The organism is Microvirga sp. HS2 (genome assembly GCF_055792805.1).
Genome location: NZ_JBVVAJ010000002.1, coordinates 37,198 through 59,032 on the forward strand (window position 1 = coordinate 37,198; position 21,835 = coordinate 59,032).

The 21,835-nt window shown below is 62.8% G+C and carries 16 protein-coding genes; all 16 read right to left on the bottom strand.

Annotation, left to right across the window (positions count from 1 at the left end):
- Nucleotides 1–14 precede the first annotated feature (14 nt).
- A complete protein-coding gene (locus ACS5Q0_RS02575; RefSeq protein ID WP_370438049.1) occupies nt 15–311 on the bottom strand; it encodes a 50S ribosomal protein L23 in 297 nt (98 codons plus the stop codon).
- A complete protein-coding gene (gene rplD, locus ACS5Q0_RS02580) occupies nt 308–928 on the bottom strand; it encodes a 50S ribosomal protein L4 (RefSeq protein WP_473125044.1) in 621 nt (206 codons plus the stop codon). Before rplD ends, ACS5Q0_RS02575 begins: the two co-directional genes overlap by 4 nt.
- Nucleotides 928–1,656, bottom strand: a complete 729-nt coding sequence (gene rplC, locus ACS5Q0_RS02585) for a 50S ribosomal protein L3 (RefSeq protein WP_473125045.1) — start codon at nt 1,654–1,656, stop codon at nt 928–930. Before rplC ends, rplD begins: the two co-directional genes overlap by 1 nt.
- 47 nt (nt 1,657–1,703) lie before the next feature.
- Nucleotides 1,704–2,012 carry a 30S ribosomal protein S10 gene (gene rpsJ, locus ACS5Q0_RS02590; protein ID WP_009764298.1) on the bottom strand — a complete coding sequence of 103 codons (309 nt, stop codon included), beginning with the start codon at nt 2,010–2,012 and terminating at the stop codon, nt 1,704–1,706.
- Between the two features lie 67 nt (nt 2,013–2,079).
- Nucleotides 2,080–3,270: an elongation factor Tu gene (gene tuf / locus ACS5Q0_RS02595; protein ID WP_473125046.1), complete on the bottom strand. Its 1,191-nt coding sequence runs from the start codon at nt 3,268–3,270 to the stop codon at nt 2,080–2,082.
- A gap of 45 nt (nt 3,271–3,315) precedes the next feature.
- A complete protein-coding gene (fusA, locus tag ACS5Q0_RS02600; protein ID WP_473125047.1) occupies nt 3,316–5,391 on the bottom strand; it encodes an elongation factor G in 2,076 nt (691 codons plus the stop codon).
- A gap of 18 nt (nt 5,392–5,409) precedes the next feature.
- Nucleotides 5,410–5,880 carry a 30S ribosomal protein S7 gene (gene rpsG / locus ACS5Q0_RS02605; RefSeq protein WP_473125048.1) on the bottom strand — a complete coding sequence of 157 codons (471 nt, stop codon included), beginning with the start codon at nt 5,878–5,880 and terminating at the stop codon, nt 5,410–5,412.
- A gap of 33 nt (nt 5,881–5,913) precedes the next feature.
- A complete protein-coding gene (rpsL, locus tag ACS5Q0_RS02610) occupies nt 5,914–6,285 on the bottom strand; it encodes a 30S ribosomal protein S12 (RefSeq protein ID WP_009764294.1) in 372 nt (123 codons plus the stop codon).
- 460 nt (nt 6,286–6,745) lie between these two features.
- Nucleotides 6,746–8,956 (bottom strand): hypothetical protein, encoded by a 2,211-nt coding sequence (locus ACS5Q0_RS02615; protein ID WP_473125049.1) that lies wholly within the window; start codon nt 8,954–8,956, stop codon nt 6,746–6,748.
- A gap of 154 nt (nt 8,957–9,110) precedes the next feature.
- Nucleotides 9,111–13,286, bottom strand: a complete 4,176-nt coding sequence (gene rpoC, locus ACS5Q0_RS02620; RefSeq protein WP_473125050.1) for a DNA-directed RNA polymerase subunit beta' — start codon at nt 13,284–13,286, stop codon at nt 9,111–9,113.
- 111 nt (nt 13,287–13,397) lie between these two features.
- Nucleotides 13,398–17,558 (bottom strand): DNA-directed RNA polymerase subunit beta, encoded by a 4,161-nt coding sequence (gene rpoB / locus ACS5Q0_RS02625; protein WP_473125051.1) that lies wholly within the window; start codon nt 17,556–17,558, stop codon nt 13,398–13,400.
- Between the two features lie 241 nt (nt 17,559–17,799).
- On the bottom strand, nt 17,800–18,177 hold the full coding sequence (gene rplL / locus ACS5Q0_RS02630; RefSeq protein WP_473125052.1) for a 50S ribosomal protein L7/L12: 378 nt from the start codon (nt 18,175–18,177) through the stop codon (nt 17,800–17,802).
- A 52-nt stretch (nt 18,178–18,229) separates the two neighbouring features.
- Nucleotides 18,230–18,748 carry a 50S ribosomal protein L10 gene (gene rplJ / locus ACS5Q0_RS02635; protein WP_473125053.1) on the bottom strand — a complete coding sequence of 173 codons (519 nt, stop codon included), beginning with the start codon at nt 18,746–18,748 and terminating at the stop codon, nt 18,230–18,232.
- Between the two features lie 460 nt (nt 18,749–19,208).
- The gene (locus ACS5Q0_RS02640; protein ID WP_473125054.1) at nt 19,209–20,474 is read right to left on the bottom strand and encodes an RNA polymerase sigma factor; all 1,266 of its coding nucleotides are present in this window, start codon (nt 20,472–20,474) and stop codon (nt 19,209–19,211) included.
- Between the two features lie 57 nt (nt 20,475–20,531).
- On the bottom strand, nt 20,532–20,954 hold the full coding sequence (locus ACS5Q0_RS02645) for a YciI family protein (RefSeq protein WP_473125055.1): 423 nt from the start codon (nt 20,952–20,954) through the stop codon (nt 20,532–20,534).
- A 182-nt stretch (nt 20,955–21,136) separates the two neighbouring features.
- Entirely contained in the window at nt 21,137–21,835 is a 699-nt protein-coding gene (gene rplA / locus ACS5Q0_RS02650) for a 50S ribosomal protein L1 (RefSeq protein ID WP_473125056.1), read from the bottom strand.

The following is a 21,835-nucleotide window of genomic DNA, read 5'->3' on the forward strand; positions in this document are numbered from 1 at the left end:
ACTCTCTCAACCGATCAGAGGCCCGTCGTGACATCGATGGTCTGGCCCTCTTCGAGGGTTACAACCGCCTTCTTCACGTCCGACCGCTGGCCGCGGGTGCCGCGGAACATCTTCACTTTGCCTTTGGTTACGAGCGTATTGACGCTCTTCACCTTGACATCGAACAGCTTCTCAACCGCTTCCTTGATCTGCGGCTTCGTTGCTTCCGGACGCACCTTGAAGACGACCTTGTTCTGTTCAGACAGAGCGGTCGCCTTCTCGGTGATGACCGGGCTTACGATCACATCGTAATGGCGCGGGTCCAGGCTCATTTAAAGCGCGCCTCCAGCGCATCGACAGCTGCCTTCGTGAGAACGAGCTTCTCGCGACGCAGAATGTCATAGACGTTGATGCCCTGCACCGGCAGGACGTCGATGTTCGGGATGTTGCGAGCAGCCCGCTGGAAGTTCGTCTCGATCTCAGCGCCCCCGATGATGAGGGCATTGGCGAGACCGAGCTTGCCGAAGCGCTCGACAAGAGCCTTCGTCTTGGGCTCGGACAGCGTCACGTCGTCGATGACGACGAGCGAGGCGTCTTTGGCCTTGGACGAGAGCGCATGCCTCAGGGCCAGCGCGCGGACCTTCTTGGGCAGGTCGTGAGCATGGCTGCGGACCTGCGGGCCGAACGCACGACCGCCGCCCCGGAACTGGGGAGCGCTCGCAGCGCCGTGGCGGGCGCTGCCAGTGCCCTTCTGCTTGTAGACCTTCTTCGTCGTCCGGTCGATGTCCGAACGATTTTTGACGGCGTGCGTGCCGGCCTGGCGCTTCGCGAGCTGCCAGCGGACGCAACGGGCAAGGAGGTCGGCGCGCGGCTCGAGACCGAAAATGGTCTCGTTCAGCTCAACGGAGCCGGACGTTTTGCCCTCAAGCGTGGTGACATCAAGCTTCATCACGCATTCTCCTCTTGGGCCTGCTCAGCCTGGGGGGCCGGTGCAGCATCATTGGCCGAGCGGAATGCGCCGGGCATCGGCACTTCCTTCGGCAGCTTCCGCTTCACCGCGTCGCGGACGAAGATCCAGCCGCCAGCAACGCCCGGAACGGCGCCTTCGACGAGGATCAGACCGCGCTCGACGTCGGTCGACACAACACGCAGGTTCTGCGTGGTGACGCGCTCGACACCAAGATGACCCGGCATCTTCTTGTTCTTGAACGTCTTGCCCGGATCCTGGCGGCCACCGGTCGAACCGATCGAGCGGTGGGAGATCGACACGCCGTGGGTGGCGCGCAGACCGCCGAAGTTCCAGCGCTTCATACCGCCGGCGAAGCCCTTACCCGTTGTGATGCCCGTGACGTCCACGAACTGACCAGCAACGAAGTGATCGGCGGTGATCTCGGCGCCCACCGGGATGACGGCATCCTCGGAGACGCGGAACTCCGCGAGCTTGCGCTTCGGCTCGACCTGAGCGACGGCGAAATGCCCGCGCTCGGCCTTCGAAACGTTCTTCACCTTGGCCTTGCCGACGCCGACCTGCAGCGCGGTGTAGCCGTTCTTTTCCTTGGTCCGGTGGGCAACGACCTGACAGTTGTCGACCTTCAGAACCGTGACCGGGACATGTTCGCCGGCATCCGTGAAGATGCGGGTCATCCCGACTTTCTGTGCAATGACGCCTGAGCGCATGTGCGTATCCTCTCGGCGTGTCTACCGAAAGCTCCAAGCCTAACGGCTCAGAGCTTGATTTCCACGTCCACACCAGCAGCGAGATCGAGCTTCATCAGAGCGTCAACCGTCTGCGGGGTGGGGTCCACGATATCGAGAACACGCTTATGAGTGCGCATCTCGAACTGCTCGCGCGACTTCTTGTCGATGTGCGGCGAGCGAAGCACCGTAAAGCGCTCGATGCGCGTCGGCAGCGGGATGGGCCCGCGCACCTGGGCGCCGGTCCGCTTCGCGGTCGACACGATTTCGCGTGTCGAAGCGTCGAGGATCCGGTGGTCGAACGCCTTAAGGCGAATACGAATGTTTTGACCGTTCATGGCTTATCCATTCAACAAGGGAAGCGGCCGAGCCGAAACCCGGCCGCTGTCCTTTGATCCTCTCTTGTTAATCCATCACGGCGGCGACGACGCCGGCGCCGACGGTACGGCCGCCTTCACGGATTGCGAAGCGCAGCTTCTCTTCCATGGCGATCGGCGCAATCAGCTCGACTTCCATCGTGATGTTGTCGCCCGGCATCACCATCTCGGTGCCCTCGGGCAGCTTCACCACGCCCGTCACGTCGGTCGTGCGGAAGTAGAACTGCGGACGGTAGTTGCCGAAGAACGGCGTATGACGGCCGCCCTCTTCCTTGGTCAGGATGTAGGCCTCGGCCTTGAACTTCGTGTGCGGCTTGATCGAGCCGGGCTTGCACAGCACCTGGCCGCGCTCCACGTCCTCGCGCTTCGTGCCGCGCAGCAGAACGCCCACGTTGTCGCCCGCCTGGCCCTGGTCGAGCAGCTTGCGGAACATCTCGACGCCCGTGACCGTCGTCTTCACCGTCGCCTTCAGGCCGACGATCTCGACTTCCTCACCGACCTTCACGATGCCGCGCTCGACGCGACCCGTCACCACCGTGCCGCGGCCCGAAATCGAGAACACGTCCTCGATCGGCATCAGGAACGGCTGGTCGATCGGACGCTCCGGCTGCGGGATGTAGCGGTCAACCTCGGCCATCAGCTCGAGCACGCGCTCGCGGCCGATCTCCGGCTGACGGTCTTCCAGCGCGCACAAAGCCGAGCCCTTCACGATCGGAATGTCGTCGCCGGGGAAGTCGTACTTCGACAGAAGCTCGCGCACTTCCAGCTCAACCAGGTCGAGCAGCTCCGGATCGTCGACCATGTCGACCTTGTTCATGAACACCACCAGCGCCGGCACGCCGACCTGACGCGCCAGCAGGATGTGCTCGCGGGTCTGCGGCATCGGGCCGTCGGCCGACGACACCACCAGGATCGCGCCGTCCATCTGCGCCGCGCCCGTGATCATGTTCTTCACGTAGTCGGCGTGGCCGGGGCAGTCGACGTGGGCATAGTGCCGGTTCGCCGTCTCGTACTCCACGTGCGCCGTGGAGATCGTGATGCCGCGCGCCTTCTCTTCCGGCGCCTTGTCGATCTGATCGTACGCGGTGAACGTCGCGCCACCCGCCTCCGCCAGAACCTTCGTGATCGCCGCCGTCAGAGACGTCTTGCCGTGGTCGACGTGACCAATCGTCCCGATGTTGCAGTGCGGCTTCGTCCGCTCAAACTTTTCCTTCGCCATCGTGGCACCCGTTCCTTTGATATTCCAATATTCGCTTTAGTGGGTTCAGGCGTATTTCGCCTGAACCTCGGCAGCCACGTTCGACGGCACCTGCTCGTAGTGGTCGAACTGCATGGTGTAGTTGGCCCGGCCCTGGCTCATGGAGCGCAGGGTGTTCACGTAGCCGAACATGTTGGCGAGCGGGACCATCGCATTGATGACCACAGCGTTGCCGCGCATGTCCTGACCCTGGATCTGGCCACGACGGGAGTTCAGGTCACCGATGACCGAGCCCGTGTAGTCCTCGGGGGTCACAACCTCGACCTTCATCACCGGCTCGAGCAGAACCGAAGCGCCCTTCTGAAGGGCCTCACGGAGAGCAGCGCGAGAGGCGATTTCGAAGGCCAGGGCCGACGAGTCGACTTCGTGGAAGGCGCCGTCGATGAGCTCGACCTTGAGATCGACCACCGGGAAGCCGGCAATGACGCCAGCGCCCACGACCGACTGAAGGCCCTTTTCGACGCCCGGGATGTATTCCTTCGGAACAGCACCGCCGACGATCTTCGACTCGAACGAGAAGCCTGCGCCGGTCTCGTTCGGCTGGACGACCAGCTTCACGCGAGCGAACTGGCCCGTACCGCCGGTCTGCTTCTTGTGGGTGTAGTCCACCTCGGTCTTCTTCGTGATCGTCTCACGATAGGCCACCTGGGGAGCGCCCACATTCGCATCGACCTTGTAGGTACGGCGCAGAATGTCGACTTTGATGTCGAGGTGAAGCTCGCCCATGCCCTTCAGGATCGTCTGGCCCGATTCCGAGTCGGTCGAGACGCGGAACGACGGGTCCTCAGCCGCGAGCTTGGCGAGAGCCAGGCCCAGCTTCTCCTGGTCGGCCTTCGACTTCGGCTCGATGGCGATCTCGATGACGGGCTCGGGGAACTCCATCTTCTCGAGGATCACGGCCTTGATCGGATCGCAGAGCGTGTCACCCGTGCGGACTTCCTTGAGGCCGGCGAGAGCGACGATGTCGCCAGCATAGGCCTCCTTGATGTCCTCGCGGTTGTTCGCATGCATCAGAAGCATGCGGCCGACGCGCTCTTTCTTGTCGCGGGTCGAGTTGAGGATCGAGGAACCAGCCTCGACCTTGCCCGAGTACACGCGGCAGAAGGTGATCGTGCCCACGAAGGGGTCGTCCATGATCTTGAAGGCGAGCATGGAGAACGGCTCTTCGTCCAACGGCTTGCGAACGATCTCTTCCTCGGTCTTGAAGTCGATGCCCTTGATCTCGCCACGGTCAACCGGGGACGGCAGGAAGTCGACGACTGCGTCGAGGAGCGGCTGAACGCCCTTGTTCTTGAACGCGGAACCGCAAAGAACAGGATGGAACGCGCGACGCTGCACGGCCGTGCGAACCAAGCGACGCAGGGTCGCGTCGTCCGGCTCCTGACCATCCAGGTAGGCCACCATGGCCTCGTCGTCCATCTCGACAGCGGCCTCGACCAGCTTGCCGCGGTATTCCTTGGCCTGGTCGAGCAGGTCGGCGGGGATCTCCTCCTCAGCGAAGGGAGCGCCAGGGCCTTCACCGGACCAGACGATCGCCTTCATCTTGACGAGGTCGATCACGCCCTTGAAATCCGACTCCGCGCCGATCGGCAGCTGAAGGCAGACGGGCTTGCCGGCCACGCGGTCGACGATGTCGTCGACGCACTTGAAGAAGTTCGCGCCGATCTTGTCCATCTTGTTGACGAACACGACGCGCGGAACGTCGTACTTGTCGGCCTGACGCCAAACGGTCTCGGTCTGGGGCTCGACGCCCTGGTTGCCGTCGAGCACGCAGACGGCGCCGTCGAGGACGCGCAGCGAACGCTCCACCTCGATGGTGAAGTCGACGTGGCCGGGGGTGTCGATGATGTTCAGACGCTTGCCGTTCCAGAAGCAGGTGGTGGCAGCGGACGTGATCGTGATGCCACGCTCCTGCTCCTGCTCCATCCAATCCATAGTGGCGGAACCCTCGTGGGTCTCGCCGACCTTGTGGGACTTGCCGGTGTAGTACAGGATGCGCTCGGTCGTCGTCGTCTTGCCGGCATCAATGTGAGCCATGATGCCGAAGTTACGGTAGTCCTCAATCGCGTGCGTGCGGGGCATCGCTTAAGCTCCTTACCGTTACCAGCGGTAGTGCGAGAACGCACGGTTGGCTTCCGCCATACGGTGAGTGTCTTCGCGCTTCTTCACGGCGTTGCCGCGGTTGTTCGAGGCATCGAGCAGCTCGGCGGAGAGGCGCTCGACCATGGTCTTGTCGTTGCGGCCGCGGGCAGCCTGGATGATCCAGCGGATCGCCAGAGCCTGACGGCGCTCGGCTCGAACCTCGACGGGGACCTGGTAGGTCGCACCGCCGACGCGGCGGGAACGGACCTCGATCGCCGGGGCGACGTTGTCGAGGGCCTGCTTGAAGACCTCGAGCGGGTTGGACTTGGCGCGGCTTTCGACGACGTCGAACGCACCGTAGACAATGCGCTCGGCAGCGGACTTCTTGCCGTCGTACATGATGGAGTTCATGAACTTCGTAACGACGACATCCCCGAACTTCGGATCCGGGATGATCTCACGCTTTTCGGCGCTATGGCGGCGGGACATGAGCTAGCTCCGACCTGAATTGATGTTGACGGCTTACTTCGGCCGCTTCGCGCCGTACTTCGAACGACGCTGCTTACGATTCTTCACGCCCTGGGTGTCAAGAACACCACGGAGGATGTGATAGCGAACACCGGGAAGGTCCTTCACACGGCCGCCGCGGATCATGACCACGGAGTGCTCCTGAAGGTTGTGGCCCTCGCCCGGGATATAACCGATGACTTCGAAGCCATTGGTCAGGCGAACCTTGGCGACCTTACGGAGAGCCGAGTTCGGCTTCTTCGGGGTCGTGGTGTAAACGCGCGTGCACACGCCGCGCTTCTGCGGGCAGGCCTCAAGCGCGGGGACCTTATTCCGGCTCTTTTGCGCCGTCCGCGGCTTGCGGATCAGCTGAGAGATCGTTGGCATCCTGTGCCCTCTTTCACCAGCCACCGATCCGGTGGCCTTTGAGTGTCTTCAACGGTTCAACGCCGCACATGACGTTCCATGCAAAGCCTGTGGCTGCACAAAACGAAGCCACGCCATTGACTTAGAAAAGCCCTTGGCGCGGTGCGATTGCAGAGGACCACGATGATCTGGCATCGCGGTCATGCCCTAAATCTGACATGTGTCAGTCAAGGTTGAGTTCGGCAGCGTTTAGGTGGCATCGGTCGAAGCTAGGCGCTTCAACTGGCGGAAACCTACGGCCAGCCGGAAAGTCCGGTTTCTGTAGCGCCCGAGTCGCGGAAAGTCAACAGGTTTCCGCTAACCAACCGGTAAGCACTCTGCTCAAGTGCTTAGGGATACTTCAGTCTCACGACTGAACGGTCCCGCAGCCCGTACGAGGAACCTGACCTTTGGGAAAGGGTAGTTAGGAGCAGGGTACGCCTCAGACGACGTGGAAATCTGCATAGGTTAGAGCCGTCCCCACCTTGACTTTGGCAAAGGCCACCGCTCCTCCCGAGCCGGAACCGTCGGCGTCATAGTAGAGGTAGCCGCTATTTTTATTATAGACAATAAAGTCGTTCGCATCCCCTGCCGTTGCCCCGACCTTGAAGGATGCGCTGCTCAGAATCCCGGTTTTGAGCAGCTTTTTGAAGACTGCGCTTTCTAGCAATATCGTATCGTAACGAGGGTCGAAATCGCCAATGACGTCCAGGTTATAGCGCCCATTCGGCGTGGTGTTGAACACGAACCTGTCGGATCCCGATTCCCCCCAGAGTTGATCGTTGCCGAGGCCGCCGCTGAGCGTATCGTTCCCGGTCTTGCCGTGAAGTCGATTGGCGGAAGCGTTGCCGTTTATTACGTTGCTCAGTGCATTTCCGGCCAAGGTCAAGGTCCCCGTGCCGGTGGCGGTCAGGCGCTCGACGTATCTCGGTAGGGTATAGTTTATGGAGGTATGAACGTGATCGGCCCCACCGCCCGTGGAACCTTCGATCACGGCATCGTACCGGTTATCCACGTAGTAGATGTCATTGCCGCCTCCCCCGCTCATCCGATCTGCGCCGCCCCTGCCGTTCAGCGTGTCGTTACTGGCACCACCGCAGAAGGTATCGTTCCCCCCTGTGCCCGTAATCCGCTCCGGATTCACATCCGCGACGGCGATCGTGAATGTCTTTTCATAGCTGAGACCACCGCCATCTGTGACCTTGATCCGGATGCTGTGCGACTTGACCCGCTCATAGTCGAGCAGGAGACCGTTGGCTACTTTGAGCTGACTTCCTTCGATCTTGAAGCGGTCGTCGGTGCTGTCCCAAGTCCCGTCAGTTCTTTGGAGAGAATAGCTAAAGGTGCTACCAGCCGAATCCGTAGCTGACAGGTCTCCAATGAGCGTCCCCGCGGCTGTCATTTCACGGGGAGCAACCACATTGGACAGCCCGATATCTGTAGGGGCTATGTTTACCGGCACACCGCCGATATCGACGATCTGTGCGTAGACACCCCCATTAGGATCATCCTGGGTCGTGAGCGGGTTCTCCCAAGAGACGAGAAGATGGCCGTCGGCCAGAACGGCTATGTCTGGCTTCTCGTGCTGGGCGGTGTCAAAACTCGCAACGACGAAATCACTGTCCAGGCGACGAGAACCGTCAGCACTGAAGAGAGCCATACGAATATCAGTCCGGCCCGGGTCGGGTCCGCTGGGCTCGACAATATGATCGTAGGTGATGGCAAAGCCGCCATCCGGTAGGGCCGTCGCAACAGAATAGATCTGTGTATCCACTCCACCGCTGACGACGAACTCAGTGCCCAGCTTGGTGCCGTCAGCACTGAAGATCTGCCCCTTGACGTCCACAGTGCCGCTTCCATCAGTGGTCCAGGTCACCACAAAGTTGCCGTTGACCAAGGAGGACGCCGAGGCCGAGCCTTTGCGGCCAGGCCCCGCTGTCGGCACGAGGAACTCGGCTTTGACCTCCTGACCGTCAGCGGCCAAGATCCGCCCGCGCAAGGTGAAGCCTACAGGATCGTCGGGGCTGCTGCTGTAATCGTTGTAAAAAACCGCGTAGCCATCACCGCAGCGAGCGGCGTAAGGCTCCATTTGAATGTTAGCGGTCGTTGTGTTGACGAGAACCTCGTTTCCGACATGCGCTAAACTGGCATCAAAGGCCTGGGATCTAATATCACCGTAGCTGCTGTCTTCCGAGTAGGACAGATAAGAGACGGCGAAGCCGCCATTCGCCAAAGCCGCTATGGAAGGCTGCAACTGATCGTTGAGGGTCGCCGTATTGATGAGGAAGGGACCATCTGCTGGGGCCCCGTTTGCATTGTAAACGCGTGCGGCCACGCCATAGCTGGATCCGTCGGCAGCGATACCGGGATCGCCCCAGGCTACGACGAACCGCCCGTCATTGAGGACGGCAAGGCTCGGCTCCGACCGCATAGCCGCAGAGATATCGCTGATCAGCAGCTCACCTCCTCTCTTCGTCCCATCGGCATTGAAGAGCTGGCCACGGATGATCTTGTTGCTGCTGCTGATTTGACTGTCGTCCTGCCAGACCGCAACGAAGCCGCCATCCTTCAAGGCGTCGATCCTAACCTGCCCTTGATAGCCCGCGGTCATTGTATTGATGTGAATCGAATTGCCGATGAGGACAGGCGCCATCTCTGGGTGCTTCCATAAGGTCCAGCTCAGTATAAAGTCCTTTCTCGTGACCACAAGAATATAATATCCTTACTAGAATGTGGTCGAGCGCCTCTCCAATAGAAAAAGGCCGCCCGAGGGGCGGCCTTTCTATTTGCGCCTTTGTCGGAGCTGCTTACTCGGCTGCCGGAGGAAGCTCGCCGAGCTGGGCAGCCGACTCGGACCGCTTCTGCTGGAGAATCAGCTCGTCGCGGTGGCTCGCCACGGCCTTGATCTGGGCCGTGAGAGCGCCCGTGCCAGCCGGGATGAGGCTGCCGACGATGACGTTCTCCTTGAGGCCCTCGAGGGTGTCGACCTTTCCGTTGACGGCCGCCTCGGTGAGGACGCGGGTGGTCTCCTGGAAGGACGCCGCCGAGATGAAGGAGCGGGTCTGCAGCGAGGCCTTCGTGATACCGAGGAGAACCGGCACGCCTTCGGCGGGCTTCTTCTTCTCGGCCACCAGGCGCTCGTTGGCCTCCTCGAACTCGAGACGATCGACCTGCTCGCCCGTGAGGAACTCGCTGTCGCCGCCATCGGTGATCTCAACCTTCTGCAGCATCTGGCGAACGATCACCTCGATGTGCTTGTCGTTGATGAGCACGCCCTGGAGGCGATAGACCTCCTGGATCTCGTTCACGAGGTAGGCCGCCAGCTCCTCGACGCCCTTGATCGCAAGGATGTCGTGCGGGGCCGGGTTGCCGTCCACGATGAAGTCGCCGATTTCGACCACGTCGCCGTCCTGAAGGTGGATGTGCTTGCCTTTCGGGATCAGGTACTCCACCGGCTCCGAACCATCGTGCGGAGTCAGCGTCAGGCGACGCTTGCTCTTGTAGTCGCGGCCGAACTGGATCGTGCCGGACTTCTCCGCGATGATGGCCGCATCCTTCGGACGACGGGCCTCGAACAGCTCCGCCACGCGCGGCAGACCCCCCGTGATGTCGCGGGTCTTCGCGCTCTCGGTCGAGACACGGGCCAGAACGTCGCCGGCCTTCACCTTCGAGCCGGGATCGACCGCAAGGATCGCGTCCACGGGCAGGAGGTAACGGGCGTCACCGCCGCGGGCCAGCTTGGCGATCTTGCCGCCCTTGCCCTCGATGAACACAGCCGGGCGAAGATCGGCCGTACGGACCGAACCGCGCCAGTCGATGACCACGCGCTTGGCGATGCCGGTCGACTCGTCCATGGACTCGATCATCGAAGCGCCGTCCACGAGGTCCTCGTAGCCGACGGTTCCCTCGACCTCGGTCAGAATCGGGCGGGAATAGGGATCCCACTCCGCGATGCGCTGACCGCGCTTGATGGTGTCGCCCTCGTCGACCTTCAGGCGCGAGCCGTACTGCAGACGGTGAACCGCGCGCTCCGTGCCGTCGGGACCGGTGATCACAACCGCCACGTTGCGGCCCATGACGACGAGGTCGCCGTCGGAGTTGCGCGCAATGTTCTTGTTGCGGAAGCCGATCGTGCCCTCGAAGCTCGACTCGATGAAGGACGAGTCGGCGATCTGAGCCGCGCCGCCGATGTGGAAGGTACGCATGGTGAGCTGGGTGCCCGGCTCGCCGATGGACTGAGCGGCGATGACGCCGACAGCCTCGCCATGGTTGACCGGGGTACCCCGAGCCAGGTCGCGGCCGTAGCAGGTGGCGCAGACGCCGTTCTTGGACTCGCAGACGAGCACGGAACGGATCTTGACCTCCTGGATACCGGCGGCGCCGATGGCCTCGAGGTGATGCTCCTCGATCATCGTGCCCTTCGGAACGATCACGGTGCCGTCCTGAGCCACCAGATCCTCGGCCGTCGAACGGCCCAGGATGCGGGACGCCAGCGACGCGACCACCTGGCCGGCGTCGATGATGGCGCGCATCTTGATGCCCTTCTCGGTGCCGCAATCCGGCTCACGGATGACCGCGTCCTGCGCCACGTCCACGAGGCGGCGGGTCAGGTAACCCGAGTTCGCGGTCTTGAGCGCGGTGTCGGCGAGGCCCTTACGGGCGCCGTGGGTCGAGTTGAAGTACTCGAGAACGTCGAGGCCTTCCTTGAAGTTCGAGATGATCGGCGTCTCGATGATCTCGCCCGAAGGCTTGGCCATGAGGCCGCGCATGGCGGCGAGCTGCTTCATCTGAGCCGGCGAACCACGAGCGCCCGAGTGCGACATCATGTAGATCGAGTTGACCTGCTTGTCGCGGCCGAGCTCGTCCTTCTGCACGGTCGAGATGCGGTTCATCATCTCGGCGGCGAGACGATCCGAGCACTTCGCCCATGCGTCGACGACCTTGTTGTATTTCTCACCCTGGGTGATGAGGCCGTCCTGGTACTGCTGCTCGTAGTCCTTCGCGAGGGCGCGGGTCTCCTCGACGATCTGCCACTTGTTCTCCGGGATCACCATGTCGTCCTTGCCGAACGAAATGCCGGCGCGGAACGCATTGTAGAAGCCGAGGCCCATGATGCGATCGCAGAAGATGACCGATTCCTTCTGACCGCAATGGCGGTAGACGGCATCGATCATGCCCGAGATCTCCTTCTTCGTCATGAGCTTGTTCACGACGTCAAAGGACAGGGCCGGATGCTTCGGCAGGAGGCGCGAGAGCATGACGCGACCAGCGGTCGTGTCGACGATCTTGGTGTAGGGCTTGCCGTCCTCACCAACGCCTTCCCAGCGGTAGCGGATCTTGGAGTGGAGCGTGATGACCTTCTCGTTGAGGGCGTGCTCGATCTCGCCCATGTCGGCGAAGGCCTTGCCCTGGCCGGGCTGACCGTCGGAGACGATGGAGAGATAGTAGAGGCCCAGAACGATGTCCTGCGACGGCACGATGATCGGCTGACCGTTGGCCGGGTGCAGGATGTTGTTGGTGGACATCATCAGCACGCGGGCTTCGAGCTGAGCCTCGAGCGAGAGCGGCACGTGGACGGCCATCTGGTCGCCGTCGAAGTCCGCGTTGAACGCGGCGCAGACGAGCGGATGCAGCTGGATCGCCTTGCCCTCGATCAGGGTGGGCTCGAAGGCCTGGATGCCGAGGCGGTGGAGGGTCGGAGCGCGGTTGAGCAGCACCGGGTGCTCGCGGATGACCTCGTCCAGGATATCCCAAACCTCGGGCTTCTCCTTCTCGACGAGCTTCTTCGCCTGCTTGACGGTGGCGGACAGGCCGCGCGCGTCGAGCTTGGCGTAGATGAACGGCTTGAAGAGCTCGAGAGCCATCTTCTTCGGCAGGCCGCACTGGTGGAGCTTGAGCTCCGGACCGACCACGATGACCGAACGGCCCGAATAGTCGACGCGCTTGCCGAGCAGGTTCTGACGGAACCGGCCCTGCTTGCCCTTCAGCATGTCGGCGAGCGACTTCAGCGGACGCTTGTTGGCGCCGGTGATGACGCGGCCGCGGCGGCCGTTGTCGAACAGGGCGTCCACGGCCTCCTGCAGCATGCGCTTCTCGTTGCGGACGATGATGTCCGGAGCGCGCAGCTCCATGAGCCGCTTCAGGCGGTTGTTGCGGTTGATGACGCGGCGGTACAGGTCGTTGAGGTCCGACGTCGCGAAGCGGCCGCCGTCGAGCGGCACGAGCGGACGCAGATCCGGCGGGATCACCGGAACGACGGTCATGATCATCCACTCGGGCTTGTTGCCCGACTGAACGAAGGCCTCGATGATCTTGAGGCGCTTCATGAGCTTCTTCGGCTTCAGCTCCGACGTGGTGACCGCGATTTCCTCACGGATGTCCTGGGCCGTCTTCTCGAGGTCGAGCTCCTGCAGGATGCGGCGGATGGCCTCCGCGCCGATCATGGCGGTGAAGCTGTCCTCACCGTACTCGTCCTGAGCGCGGATGTACTCTTCCTCGGTCAGCAGCTGACGGTCCTTGAGGGGCGTCAGGCCGGCATCGACGACGATGTAGGATTCGAAATAAAGGATGCGTTCCAGATCCTTCAGGGTCATGTCGAGCAGCAGACCGATGCGGCTCGGCAGGGACTTGAGGAACCAGATATGCGCGACGGGAGCCGCGAGCTCGATGTGACCCATGCGGTCGCGACGTACGCGCGCGAGCGTCACTTCGACGCCGCACTTCTCGCAGATCACGCCCTTGTACTTCATGCGCTTGTACTTGCCGCACAAGCACTCGTAATCCTTGATCGGGCCGAAGATGCGCGCGCAGAACAAGCCGTCGCGCTCGGGCTTGAACGTGCGGTAGTTGATGGTCTCGGGCTTTTTGATTTCGCCGTAGGACCAGGACAGAATCTTCTCAGGGCTCGCGATCGAGATCTTGATCTGATCGAAGCTCTGCGGCTGAGCCGTCTGGTTGAAGAGATTCATGACCTCTTGATTCATCGCCGTCTCCTGGGCTGAAGGGCGCTCACATAAGCACCCTCACCGGCAATTGCATGGGGCCGCGGCGTTTTGGCCGCGGCCTGACGTCATATTCAGAAGCGCTTGCGCACCTTACTCGGCGGCTTCCGACGGAGGCAGCTGCTCCGCCTCGTTGGCCGCCTTCTTGGAGTTGGTCAGCTCCACATTGAGACCCAGCGAACGCATTTCCTTCACGAGAACGTTGAAGCTCTCCGGAATGCCCGACTCGAAGGTGTCGTCGCCACGAACGATGGCTTCGTAGACCTTGGTTCGGCCGGCCACGTCGTCCGACTTGACCGTGAGCATTTCCTGAAGGGTGTACGCGGCGCCGTAAGCCTCGAGCGCCCAGACCTCCATTTCGCCGAAGCGCTGGCCGCCGAACTGGGCCTTGCCGCCCAGCGGCTGCTGGGTGACGAGGCTGTAGGGGCCGATGGAGCGGGCGTGGATCTTGTCGTCCACGAGGTGGTGAAGCTTCAGCATGTAGATGTAGCCCACCGTAACCTTGCGGTCGAAAGGCTCACCGGTCTTGCCGTCGTACAGCGTGACCTGACCCGAGGGGTCGAGGCCGGCCTTCTGGAGCATGGCTTCGATGTCCGCCTCCTTCGCGCCGTCGAAGACGGGCGTGGCGAAGGGAACACCGCGGCGCAGCTTGTTGCCGAGTTCCACCAGCTCTTCGTCGGCAGCCTGTTCGATCTCGGGCAGGTTGCCGTAGATCGAGACCAGCTGGTCGCGCAGCCCCTTGGACTGACCGTTCCTCATGTAGGCGTCGACCGCCTGAGCGACCTGCTTGCCGAGGCCGGCAGCGGCCCAGCCGAGGTGCGTCTCGAGGATCTGACCCACGTTCATGCGGCTCGGCACGCCCAGCGGGTTGAGCACGATATCCGCGTGGGTGCCGTCCTCGAGGAACGGCATGTCCTCGATCGGAACGATGCGCGACACGACACCCTTGTTGCCGTGACGGCCGGCCATCTTGTCGCCGGGCTGGATCTTGCGCTTCACCGCCACGAAGACCTTGACCATCTTCATGACGCCGGGCGGAAGCTCATCGCCGCGCTGCAGCTTCTCGACCTTGTCGAGGAAGCGCTGCTCGAGACGCTTCTTCGACTCGTCGTACTGCTTCTGCATGGCCTCGATCTCGGTCATCAGAGCATCGTCTTCGACCGCGAACTGCCACCATTGCGACCGCGGATACTCGTTGAGCAGCTCGCGGGTGATCGGCGCGTCCTTCTTGTAGCCCTTAGGCCCGGCCACGCCCTTCTTGCCGGTCAGGATCTCGGCCAGACGCGCATAGGTGTTGCGGTCCAGGATCGCCTGCTCGTCGTCGCGGTCCTTGGCGAGACGCTCGATTTCCTCGCGCTCGATGGCCTGGGCACGCTCGTCCTTGTCGACGCCGTGGCGGTTGAAGACGCGCACTTCCACGATGGTGCCGGTCACGCCCGGGGGCACGCGCAGCGAGGTATCGCGAACGTCGGACGCCTTCTCGCCGAAGATGGCGCGCAGGAGCTTCTCTTCCGGCGTCATCGGGCTTTCGCCCTTCGGCGTGATCTTGCCGACGAGGATGTCACCGGCATGGACCTCGGCGCCGATATAGACGATGCCGGCTTCGTCGAGGTTCTTCAGCGCCTCTTCCGACACGTTCGGAATGTCGCGCGTGATTTCCTCGGGACCCAGCTTGGTGTCGCGGGCCATCACTTCGAATTCCTCGATGTGGATCGAGGTGAAGACGTCTTCCTTCACGATCCGCTCGGAGAGCAGGATCGAGTCTTCGAAGTTGTAGCCGTTCCACGGCATGAACGCGACGAGCACGTTCCGGCCCAGTGCGAGCTCACCGTACTCCGTCGACGGACCGTCGGCGATGATGTCGCCCTTGCGGACCAGGTCGCCGGCGCGGACCAGCGGCTTCTGCGTGATGCAGGTCGACTGGTTCGAGCGCTGGAACTTCTGCAGCCGGTAGATGTCGACGCCCGGACGGGTCGGATCCGTGTTCTCCGTCGCGCGGATAACGATACGGGTCGCGTCCACCTGGTCGACGATGCCGGTGCGGCGGGCCGCAATGGCAGCGCCGGAGTCGCGGGCCACGACCGCTTCCATACCGGTGCCGACGAACGGAGCGTCCGCCTGGACCAGAGGCACGGCCTGACGCTGCATGTTCGAGCCCATGAGAGCGCGGTTCGCGTCATCGTTCTCAAGGAACGGGATGAGCGCGGCCGCAACCGACACGAGCTGCTTCGGCGACACTTCCATCAGGTCCACGCGATCGGGCGCGACCACGATGTTCTCACCGGCGCGGCGGCAGATCACCAGCTCTTCGGTGAGCGTGCCATTGTCATCCAGCGTCGAGTTCGCCTGGGCGATGTTGTACTTCGCCTCTTCCATCGCGGAGAGATACACAACCTCGTCCGTCACCTTGCTGTCGCGAACGCGGCGGAACGGCGTCTCGATGAAGCCGTACTTGTTGACGCGCGCGAAGGTGGCCAGCGAGTTGATCAGACCGATGTTCGGGCCTTCCGGCGTTTCGATCGGGCAGATACGGCCGTAATGCGTCGGGTGCACGTCGCGCACCTCGAAGCCGGCGCGCTCGCGTGTCAGACCGCCCGGGCCAAGCGCCGAGAGACGACGCTTGTGCGTGACCTCGGAGAGCGGGTTGGTCTGGTCCATGAACTGCGAGAGCTGCGAGGAGCCGAAGAACTCGCGCACGGCGGCGGCGGCAGGCTTCGCGTTGATCAGGTCCTGCGGCATGACGGTGTCGATATCGACGGACGACATGCGCTCCTTGATCGCGCGCTCCATGCGCAGCAGGCCGAGGCGGTACTGGTTCTCCATGAGCTCGCCGACCGAGCGCACGCGGCGGTTGCCGAGATGGTCGATATCGTCGATCTCGCCTTTGCCGTCGCGCAGGTCCACGAGCGCCTTCGTGACCGCGAGAATGTCCTCGCGGCGAAGCGTGCGCACGGTGTCCTCGGCGTCGAGGTCGAGGCGCATGTTCATCTTCACGCGGCCGACCGCCGAGAGATCGTAACGCTCGGCGTCGAAGAACAGCGAGTTGAACATGGCTTCGGCCGTATCGAGGATCGGCGGCTCGCCCGGACGCATGACACGGTAGATGTCGAACAGCGCATCCTCGCGGGAGGACGCTTTGTCGATCGCCAGCGTGTTGCGGATGTAGGGACCGACAGTGACGTGGTCGATGTCGAGGACCGGGATCTCCGTGTAGCCCAGCTCGATGAGATCGGCCAGCTTGCCCTTGCGGTCGCCGCTCTTTGCGTCGACCGACAAGTCGAGCTCGTCGCCCGCTTCGGCGTAGATCTCGCCGGTCTGCGGATTCACGAGATCCTCGGCGATGTACTGGCCGACGAGATCCTCGTCCGTCACGCGCAGATGCGTGAGGCCCTTCTCAGCGAGCTGGCGGGCGGCGCGGGCGGTCAGCTTCTTGCCGGCCTCGAGCACCACTTCGCCGGTCTTCGCGTCGATGAGATCGACGGAGGCCTTGAATCCTTTCATACGCTCGGCATCGTAAGGAATGGTCCAGCCATCCTTCGCTTTGGTGTAGACGATGCGGTTGTAGAAGGTGTTGAGGATCTCCTCGCCGTCGAGGCCGAGGGCGTAGAGCAGCGACGTGACCGGGAGCTTACGCTTGCGGTCGATACGGGCGTAGACGATGTCCTTGGCGTCGAACTCGATGTCGAGCCAGGAACCGCGATACGGAATGATGCGGGCGGCAAACAGCAGCTTGCCGGAGGAGTGCGTCTTGCCCTTGTCGTGGTCGAAGAACACGCCGGGCGAGCGGTGCATCTGCGAGACGATGACGCGCTCGGTGCCGTTGACGATGAAGGTGCCGTTGTCGGTCATGAGCGGCATGTCGCCCATGTAGACGTCCTGCTCCTTGATATCCTTCACGGAGCGGGCGCCGGTATCCGGGTCCACATCGAACACGATGAGGCGCAGCGTCACCTTGAGCGGCGCAGCAAAGGTCATGCCGCGCTGGCGGCACTCATCGACATCGTATTTCGGGGGCTCGAACGTGTACTTCACGAATTCGAGCAGAGCAGTGTTCGAAAAGTCCGAAATCGGAAAAACCGATTTGAAGACGGCTTGCAAGCCCTCTTCCGGCCGGCCGCCCTTTGGTTCTTCGACCATCAAGAATTGGTCGTAGGATGCCTTCTGAACCTCGATGAGGTTCGGCATCTCCGCCACTTCCTTGATTTTCCCGAAGAACTTGCGAATGCGCTTCCGGCCGATCAGTGTATTGGCCATCTGGACCTCGTTCCTCATACACGCCTAATCAAGAACCCCGGGGATCGGGACCCTGGATTAGCCGTCCGGCGAAAGCGCCGGCGCTGGACAAATCCGGGCTCGTGCAAGAGCCCTTTCGGAAGGCCGCCAAAGAAGCTCGACCTCTTTGACGACACAACGGCCCCAAGCGAAAATGCCTGGGACCGTGTGTTTTTGAGCCCCGATCGCTCGGGGGTAACCCTGCGGCCCGAAGGCCGCAAAATTACTTAAGCTCGACCTTGGCGCCGACCTTCTCGAGGGTCGCCTTGATCTTCTCGGCTTCGTCCTTGGATACGCCTTCCTTAACGGGCTTCGGCGCGCCTTCGACGAGGTCCTTAGCTTCCTTGAGGCCCAGGCCCGTGATGCCACGGACTTCCTTGATGACCTCGATCTTCTTGTCGCCGGCCGAAGCGAGAACGACCGTGAACTCGGTCTGCTCTTCAGCCGGAGCAGCAGCGCCAGCAGCGCCAGGAGCAGCAGCAACGGCCACAGCCGCGGCAGCGGAAACGCCCCACTTCTCTTCGAGCATCTTCGAGAGCTCGGCAGCCTCGAGAACGGTCAGCGACGACAGATCGTCAACGAGCTTGGCAAGATCAGCCATTTTTTACTTCCTTAAGTTCAGTTCGAACAATGTGGTGGTTGAGGTTACGGCCTCACGCCGCTTCGCCTGTCTTGGCATAAGCCCCGAATACGCGGGCGAGCTTCGCCGCCGGCGCAGTGCTGAGCTGAGCGATCTTCGTAGCCGGAGCCTGGATAAGGCCGACCAGCTTGCCGCGCAGTTCGTCGAGGGACGGCAGAGTGGCTAGCGCCTTCACTCCGTCCACGTTCAGGGCGGTCGTGCCCATCGCGCCGCCGAGGATAACGAGCTTGTCGTTAGTCTTGGCGAAATCGACAGCGACCTTGGGCGCCGCGACCGGATCGCTCGAATAAGCGATCAGGGTCGGACCTTTCATAAGGTCCGAGATGGACGCGACGTCCTTGCCTTCGAGAGCGATTTTGGCGAGGCTGTTTTTTGCGACCTTCACGGTAGCACCAGCCTGCTTCATCTGCGTACGCAGCTTCTGCATGTCGGCGACCTTGAGGCCAGCATAGTGGGCGACGACGACAACGCTCGTGCTGGAAAACACGTCGTTGAGAGTCGAGACGAGCTCGCGCTTTGCTGCTCTTTCCACTGGGCTCTCTCCGGTTGGCGGAAAATGTCCGCCGGTTGCATTTGCCGTTCAAGGCCCAGGCCTGCGCCCGAGGCACCCGAACGGCGCTCTCGCAAGCCCTGTCCCCCTGTCGCGCCGTGCGGCGCAAAGGGTGAGATGGTTCGAACCGAAACTCGCTGCCTGCGTTGAACAGGCATGAAACTCGGCTTCCCCGTCTATGCAGGCCCTCACGAATTAAGCCGGACAAGCCGGCACCTGCAGTCTCGGACAGGACATAGCCGGAACGCGCCAAAGGCTGCCCTTTGACCCGCCGGCCTGTCACCGCCCCGTCTCCGGAGCGGATTCACAGCCAAAAGCGCGCGCGAAAGCGCAGCTTCGGCATATGTTGGAATCTCAACGCGTTCTAATAAGCCTTCCCGACCCGGTTGCCAAGAGGCTTTTCAAGGAATTTTGACGCTTTATTGATGATACAGTGCTACCCTCAGGCAGCATCGCAGGCCCCTGCCCTCCGGAGGAGAAAGGCCCTCTCCCTCTCGTTGCGGCTCAAGGCCGCCGAGCGTTCGAACTGAGCCTTTGCTTCGGGCAGCCTGCCGGCACGGAACAGGCAATCGCCCTTTGCGGCCGGCAATGGGGCGTAGCCCTCCAGCGCCGAAGACCGCTCGATTTCGGCGATGAGAGCGAGGCCCGCCTCGGGCCCACGGGCCATGCTGTACGCCACCGCCCTGTTGAGATCGACCACCGGCGAGGGCATGACGACACGGAGCGTGTCATAAAGTGCTGCTATGCGGTGCCAGTCCGTCTCCTCGATCCGGGAAGCTCTTGCATGGCAGGCGGCGATTGCAGCCTGGAGGGCATAGGACCCGCTTGCACCCCCCAGAGCCTCCGCCCGGCGGAGGGCCGTAAGACCCCGGTAAATCAGAAGCCGGTCCCAGAGAGCCCTGTTCTGCTCGGTCAAGGGGAGAAGCTCACCTTCTGGCCCGCGACGGGCCGCCAGGCGCGAGGCCTGGATCTCCATCAGGGCGAGAAGGCCGAAGACATCGGGCTCCTCCGGAGCCAAGGCGGCAAGGATACGGCCGAGACGCTGGGCCTCGGCGCACAGGGCGGGGCGGATCAGGTCGCGGCCCGACGTGGCGAAATAGCCTTCGTTGAAGATCAGGTAGATCACCTCCAGCACCGATGGGAGGCGCTCCTCCCGCTCCCGGCCGCTGGGAACCTCGAAGGACAGACCTGCCTTCGCGATCGTCTTCTTGGCCCTGACGATGCGCTGGGCGATGGTCGCTTCGCTCGTGAGGAAGGCTCTCGCGATTTCCTCCGTCGTGAGGCCGCCGATCAGCCGCAGCGTCAGGGCCGCTCGCGCTTGTGGCGGCAGAACCGGGTGACAGGCGGTGAAGATCAAGCCCAGCACCTCGTCGCCCACATCATCGTCCATGGCCGCCTCGACCTGCTCCATATCGGCATCGCGCCGCTCGGATGGGTCGCGGCCGATCTCCGCATGCTTGCGCGCCAGTATCCTGTCGCGCCTCAACCGGTCGATGGCCCGCCGCTTGGCCACGGCCATGAGCCATCCGCCGGGATTGGCTGGAATCCCGGCCCTGCCCCATTCGGTGAGCGCGGTGAGGAAGGCTTCCTGGGCCAATTCCTCCGCCAAGCCCACGTCCCGCACCATTCGGGCCAGGCTTGCGATCAGCCTGGTCCGCTCGATCCGGAAGGTCGCCTCGATGGTTTGCAGGATTTCGGGTGCCGCCACGCAGATCTCATTTGGAGGGGAATGGAAGGCGGGGGCGTCCCCCGCCGACGGTGAGGCTCAGCAGCCTGAGATCTGGGCGCGAAGCCTGCTCTCCCGATCGGCGAGATCCGACGGAAGCGCATCGCCGAAATCCTCCAGCTCGTAGACCGGGCGGATCTCGATCTCGCTCGGACCGGGCATCGGGTTGGGGCAGCGCCTCACCCATTCGATCGCCTCGGCCATGTCCTTGACCTCCCAGAGCCAGTAACCAGCCACGAGTTCCCGGGTTTCCGCGAAGGGCCCGTCGATGATTGTCCGGCTGGGGCCGTCGAAGGCCACGCGTTTGCCCTGTGACGAGGGCTTGAGGCCGTCCCCGGCGAGGAGAATCCCGGCCTTTCCCAGCTCCTCGTTGAACTTCCCCATGGCCTCGAAGAGCTCTGCGGTGGGCATCACCCCCGCTTCGCTGTCCTCGGTCGCTTTCACCATCACCATCACACGCATCGTTCTGTCTCCCTTGGTGCAAGGAGGCCTCGACGGGCCGTCCTGCTCCTATGACGAGCGGGCCTCGACGGAATCGACATCCCGTCTGAACTTTTTTGCACGAAGACGGCGCGGAGGGGATTCCCAAAACAAAAAGCCCGGCGACGAGCGCCGGGCTTCCTGCATTCAATTCGTACAGCCGATCAGCCGTTGAGGACCGAAGACGGATCCACCTTCACGCCGGGGCCCATCGTCGACGAAACGGCGATGCGCTGGATGTAGGTGCCCTTGGCGCCCGAAGGCTTCGCCTTGGAGACGGCATCGGCGAAAGCCTTGATGTTCTCCACGAGCTTGCCCTCGTCGAACGAGGCCTTGCCGATACCGGCATGGATGATACCGGCCTTCTCGACGCGGAACTCGACGGCGCCGCCCTTGGCGGCTTCGACGGCGCTCTTGACGTCCATGGTGACCGTGCCGACGCGCGGGTTCGGCATCAGGCCGCGCGGGCCCAGCACCTTACCGAGACGGCCGACGAGGCCCATCATGTCCGGGGTGGCGATGCAGCGATCGAACTCGATCGTGCCGCCGTTGACGGTCTCGAAGAGCTCCTCGGCGCCCACGATGTCGGCACCGGCAGCCTTGGCCTCGTCGGCCTTGGGCCCACGGGCGAACACGGCCACGCGCACCGTACGGCCCGAGCCGTTCGGCAGGTTGCAGACGCCGCGGACCATCTGGTCGGCGTGACGGGGATCGACGCCGAGATTCATCGAGATCTCGATGGTCTCGTCGAACTTCGCCTTGGCGCGATCCTTGATCAGCTTCACCGCATCCTGGATCGGATACAGCTTGTTGGCATCGATGCCCTCGCGGGCGGCGCGGATGCGCTTACCTTCCTTAGCCAT

Excerpts from the sequence above, each read along its gene's own strand:
- rpsJ (WP_009764298.1), bottom strand. The coding sequence starts at position 2,012 with ATGAACGGTCAAAACATTCGTATTCGCCTTAAGGCGTTCGACCACCGG.
- rpsG (WP_473125048.1), bottom strand. The coding sequence starts at position 5,880 with ATGTCCCGCCGCCATAGCGCCGAAAAGCGTGAGATCATCCCGGATCCG.
- rpoC (WP_473125050.1), bottom strand. The coding sequence starts at position 13,286 with ATGAATCAAGAGGTCATGAATCTCTTCAACCAGACGGCTCAGCCGCAG.
- rplL (WP_473125052.1), bottom strand. The coding sequence starts at position 18,177 with ATGGCTGATCTTGCCAAGCTCGTTGACGATCTGTCGTCGCTGACCGTT.
- fusA (WP_473125047.1), bottom strand. The coding sequence starts at position 5,391 with ATGCCCCGCACGCACGCGATTGAGGACTACCGTAACTTCGGCATCATG.
- tuf (WP_473125046.1), bottom strand. The coding sequence starts at position 3,270 with ATGGCGAAGGAAAAGTTTGAGCGGACGAAGCCGCACTGCAACATCGGG.
- ACS5Q0_RS02575 (WP_370438049.1), bottom strand. The coding sequence starts at position 311 with ATGAGCCTGGACCCGCGCCATTACGATGTGATCGTAAGCCCGGTCATC.
- rplA (WP_473125056.1), bottom strand. The coding sequence starts at position 21,835 with ATGGCTAAGGAAGGTAAGCGCATCCGCGCCGCCCGCGAGGGCATCGAT.
- rpoB (WP_473125051.1), bottom strand. The coding sequence starts at position 17,558 with ATGGCCAATACACTGATCGGCCGGAAGCGCATTCGCAAGTTCTTCGGG.
- ACS5Q0_RS02615 (WP_473125049.1), bottom strand. The coding sequence starts at position 8,956 with ATGGCGCCTGTCCTCATCGGCAATTCGATTCACATCAATACAATGACC.
- ACS5Q0_RS02645 (WP_473125055.1), bottom strand. The coding sequence starts at position 20,954 with ATGCGTGTGATGGTGATGGTGAAAGCGACCGAGGACAGCGAAGCGGGG.
- rpsL (WP_009764294.1), bottom strand. The coding sequence starts at position 6,285 with ATGCCAACGATCTCTCAGCTGATCCGCAAGCCGCGGACGGCGCAAAAG.
- rplD (WP_473125044.1), bottom strand. The coding sequence starts at position 928 with ATGAAGCTTGATGTCACCACGCTTGAGGGCAAAACGTCCGGCTCCGTT.
- rplC (WP_473125045.1), bottom strand. The coding sequence starts at position 1,656 with ATGCGCTCAGGCGTCATTGCACAGAAAGTCGGGATGACCCGCATCTTC.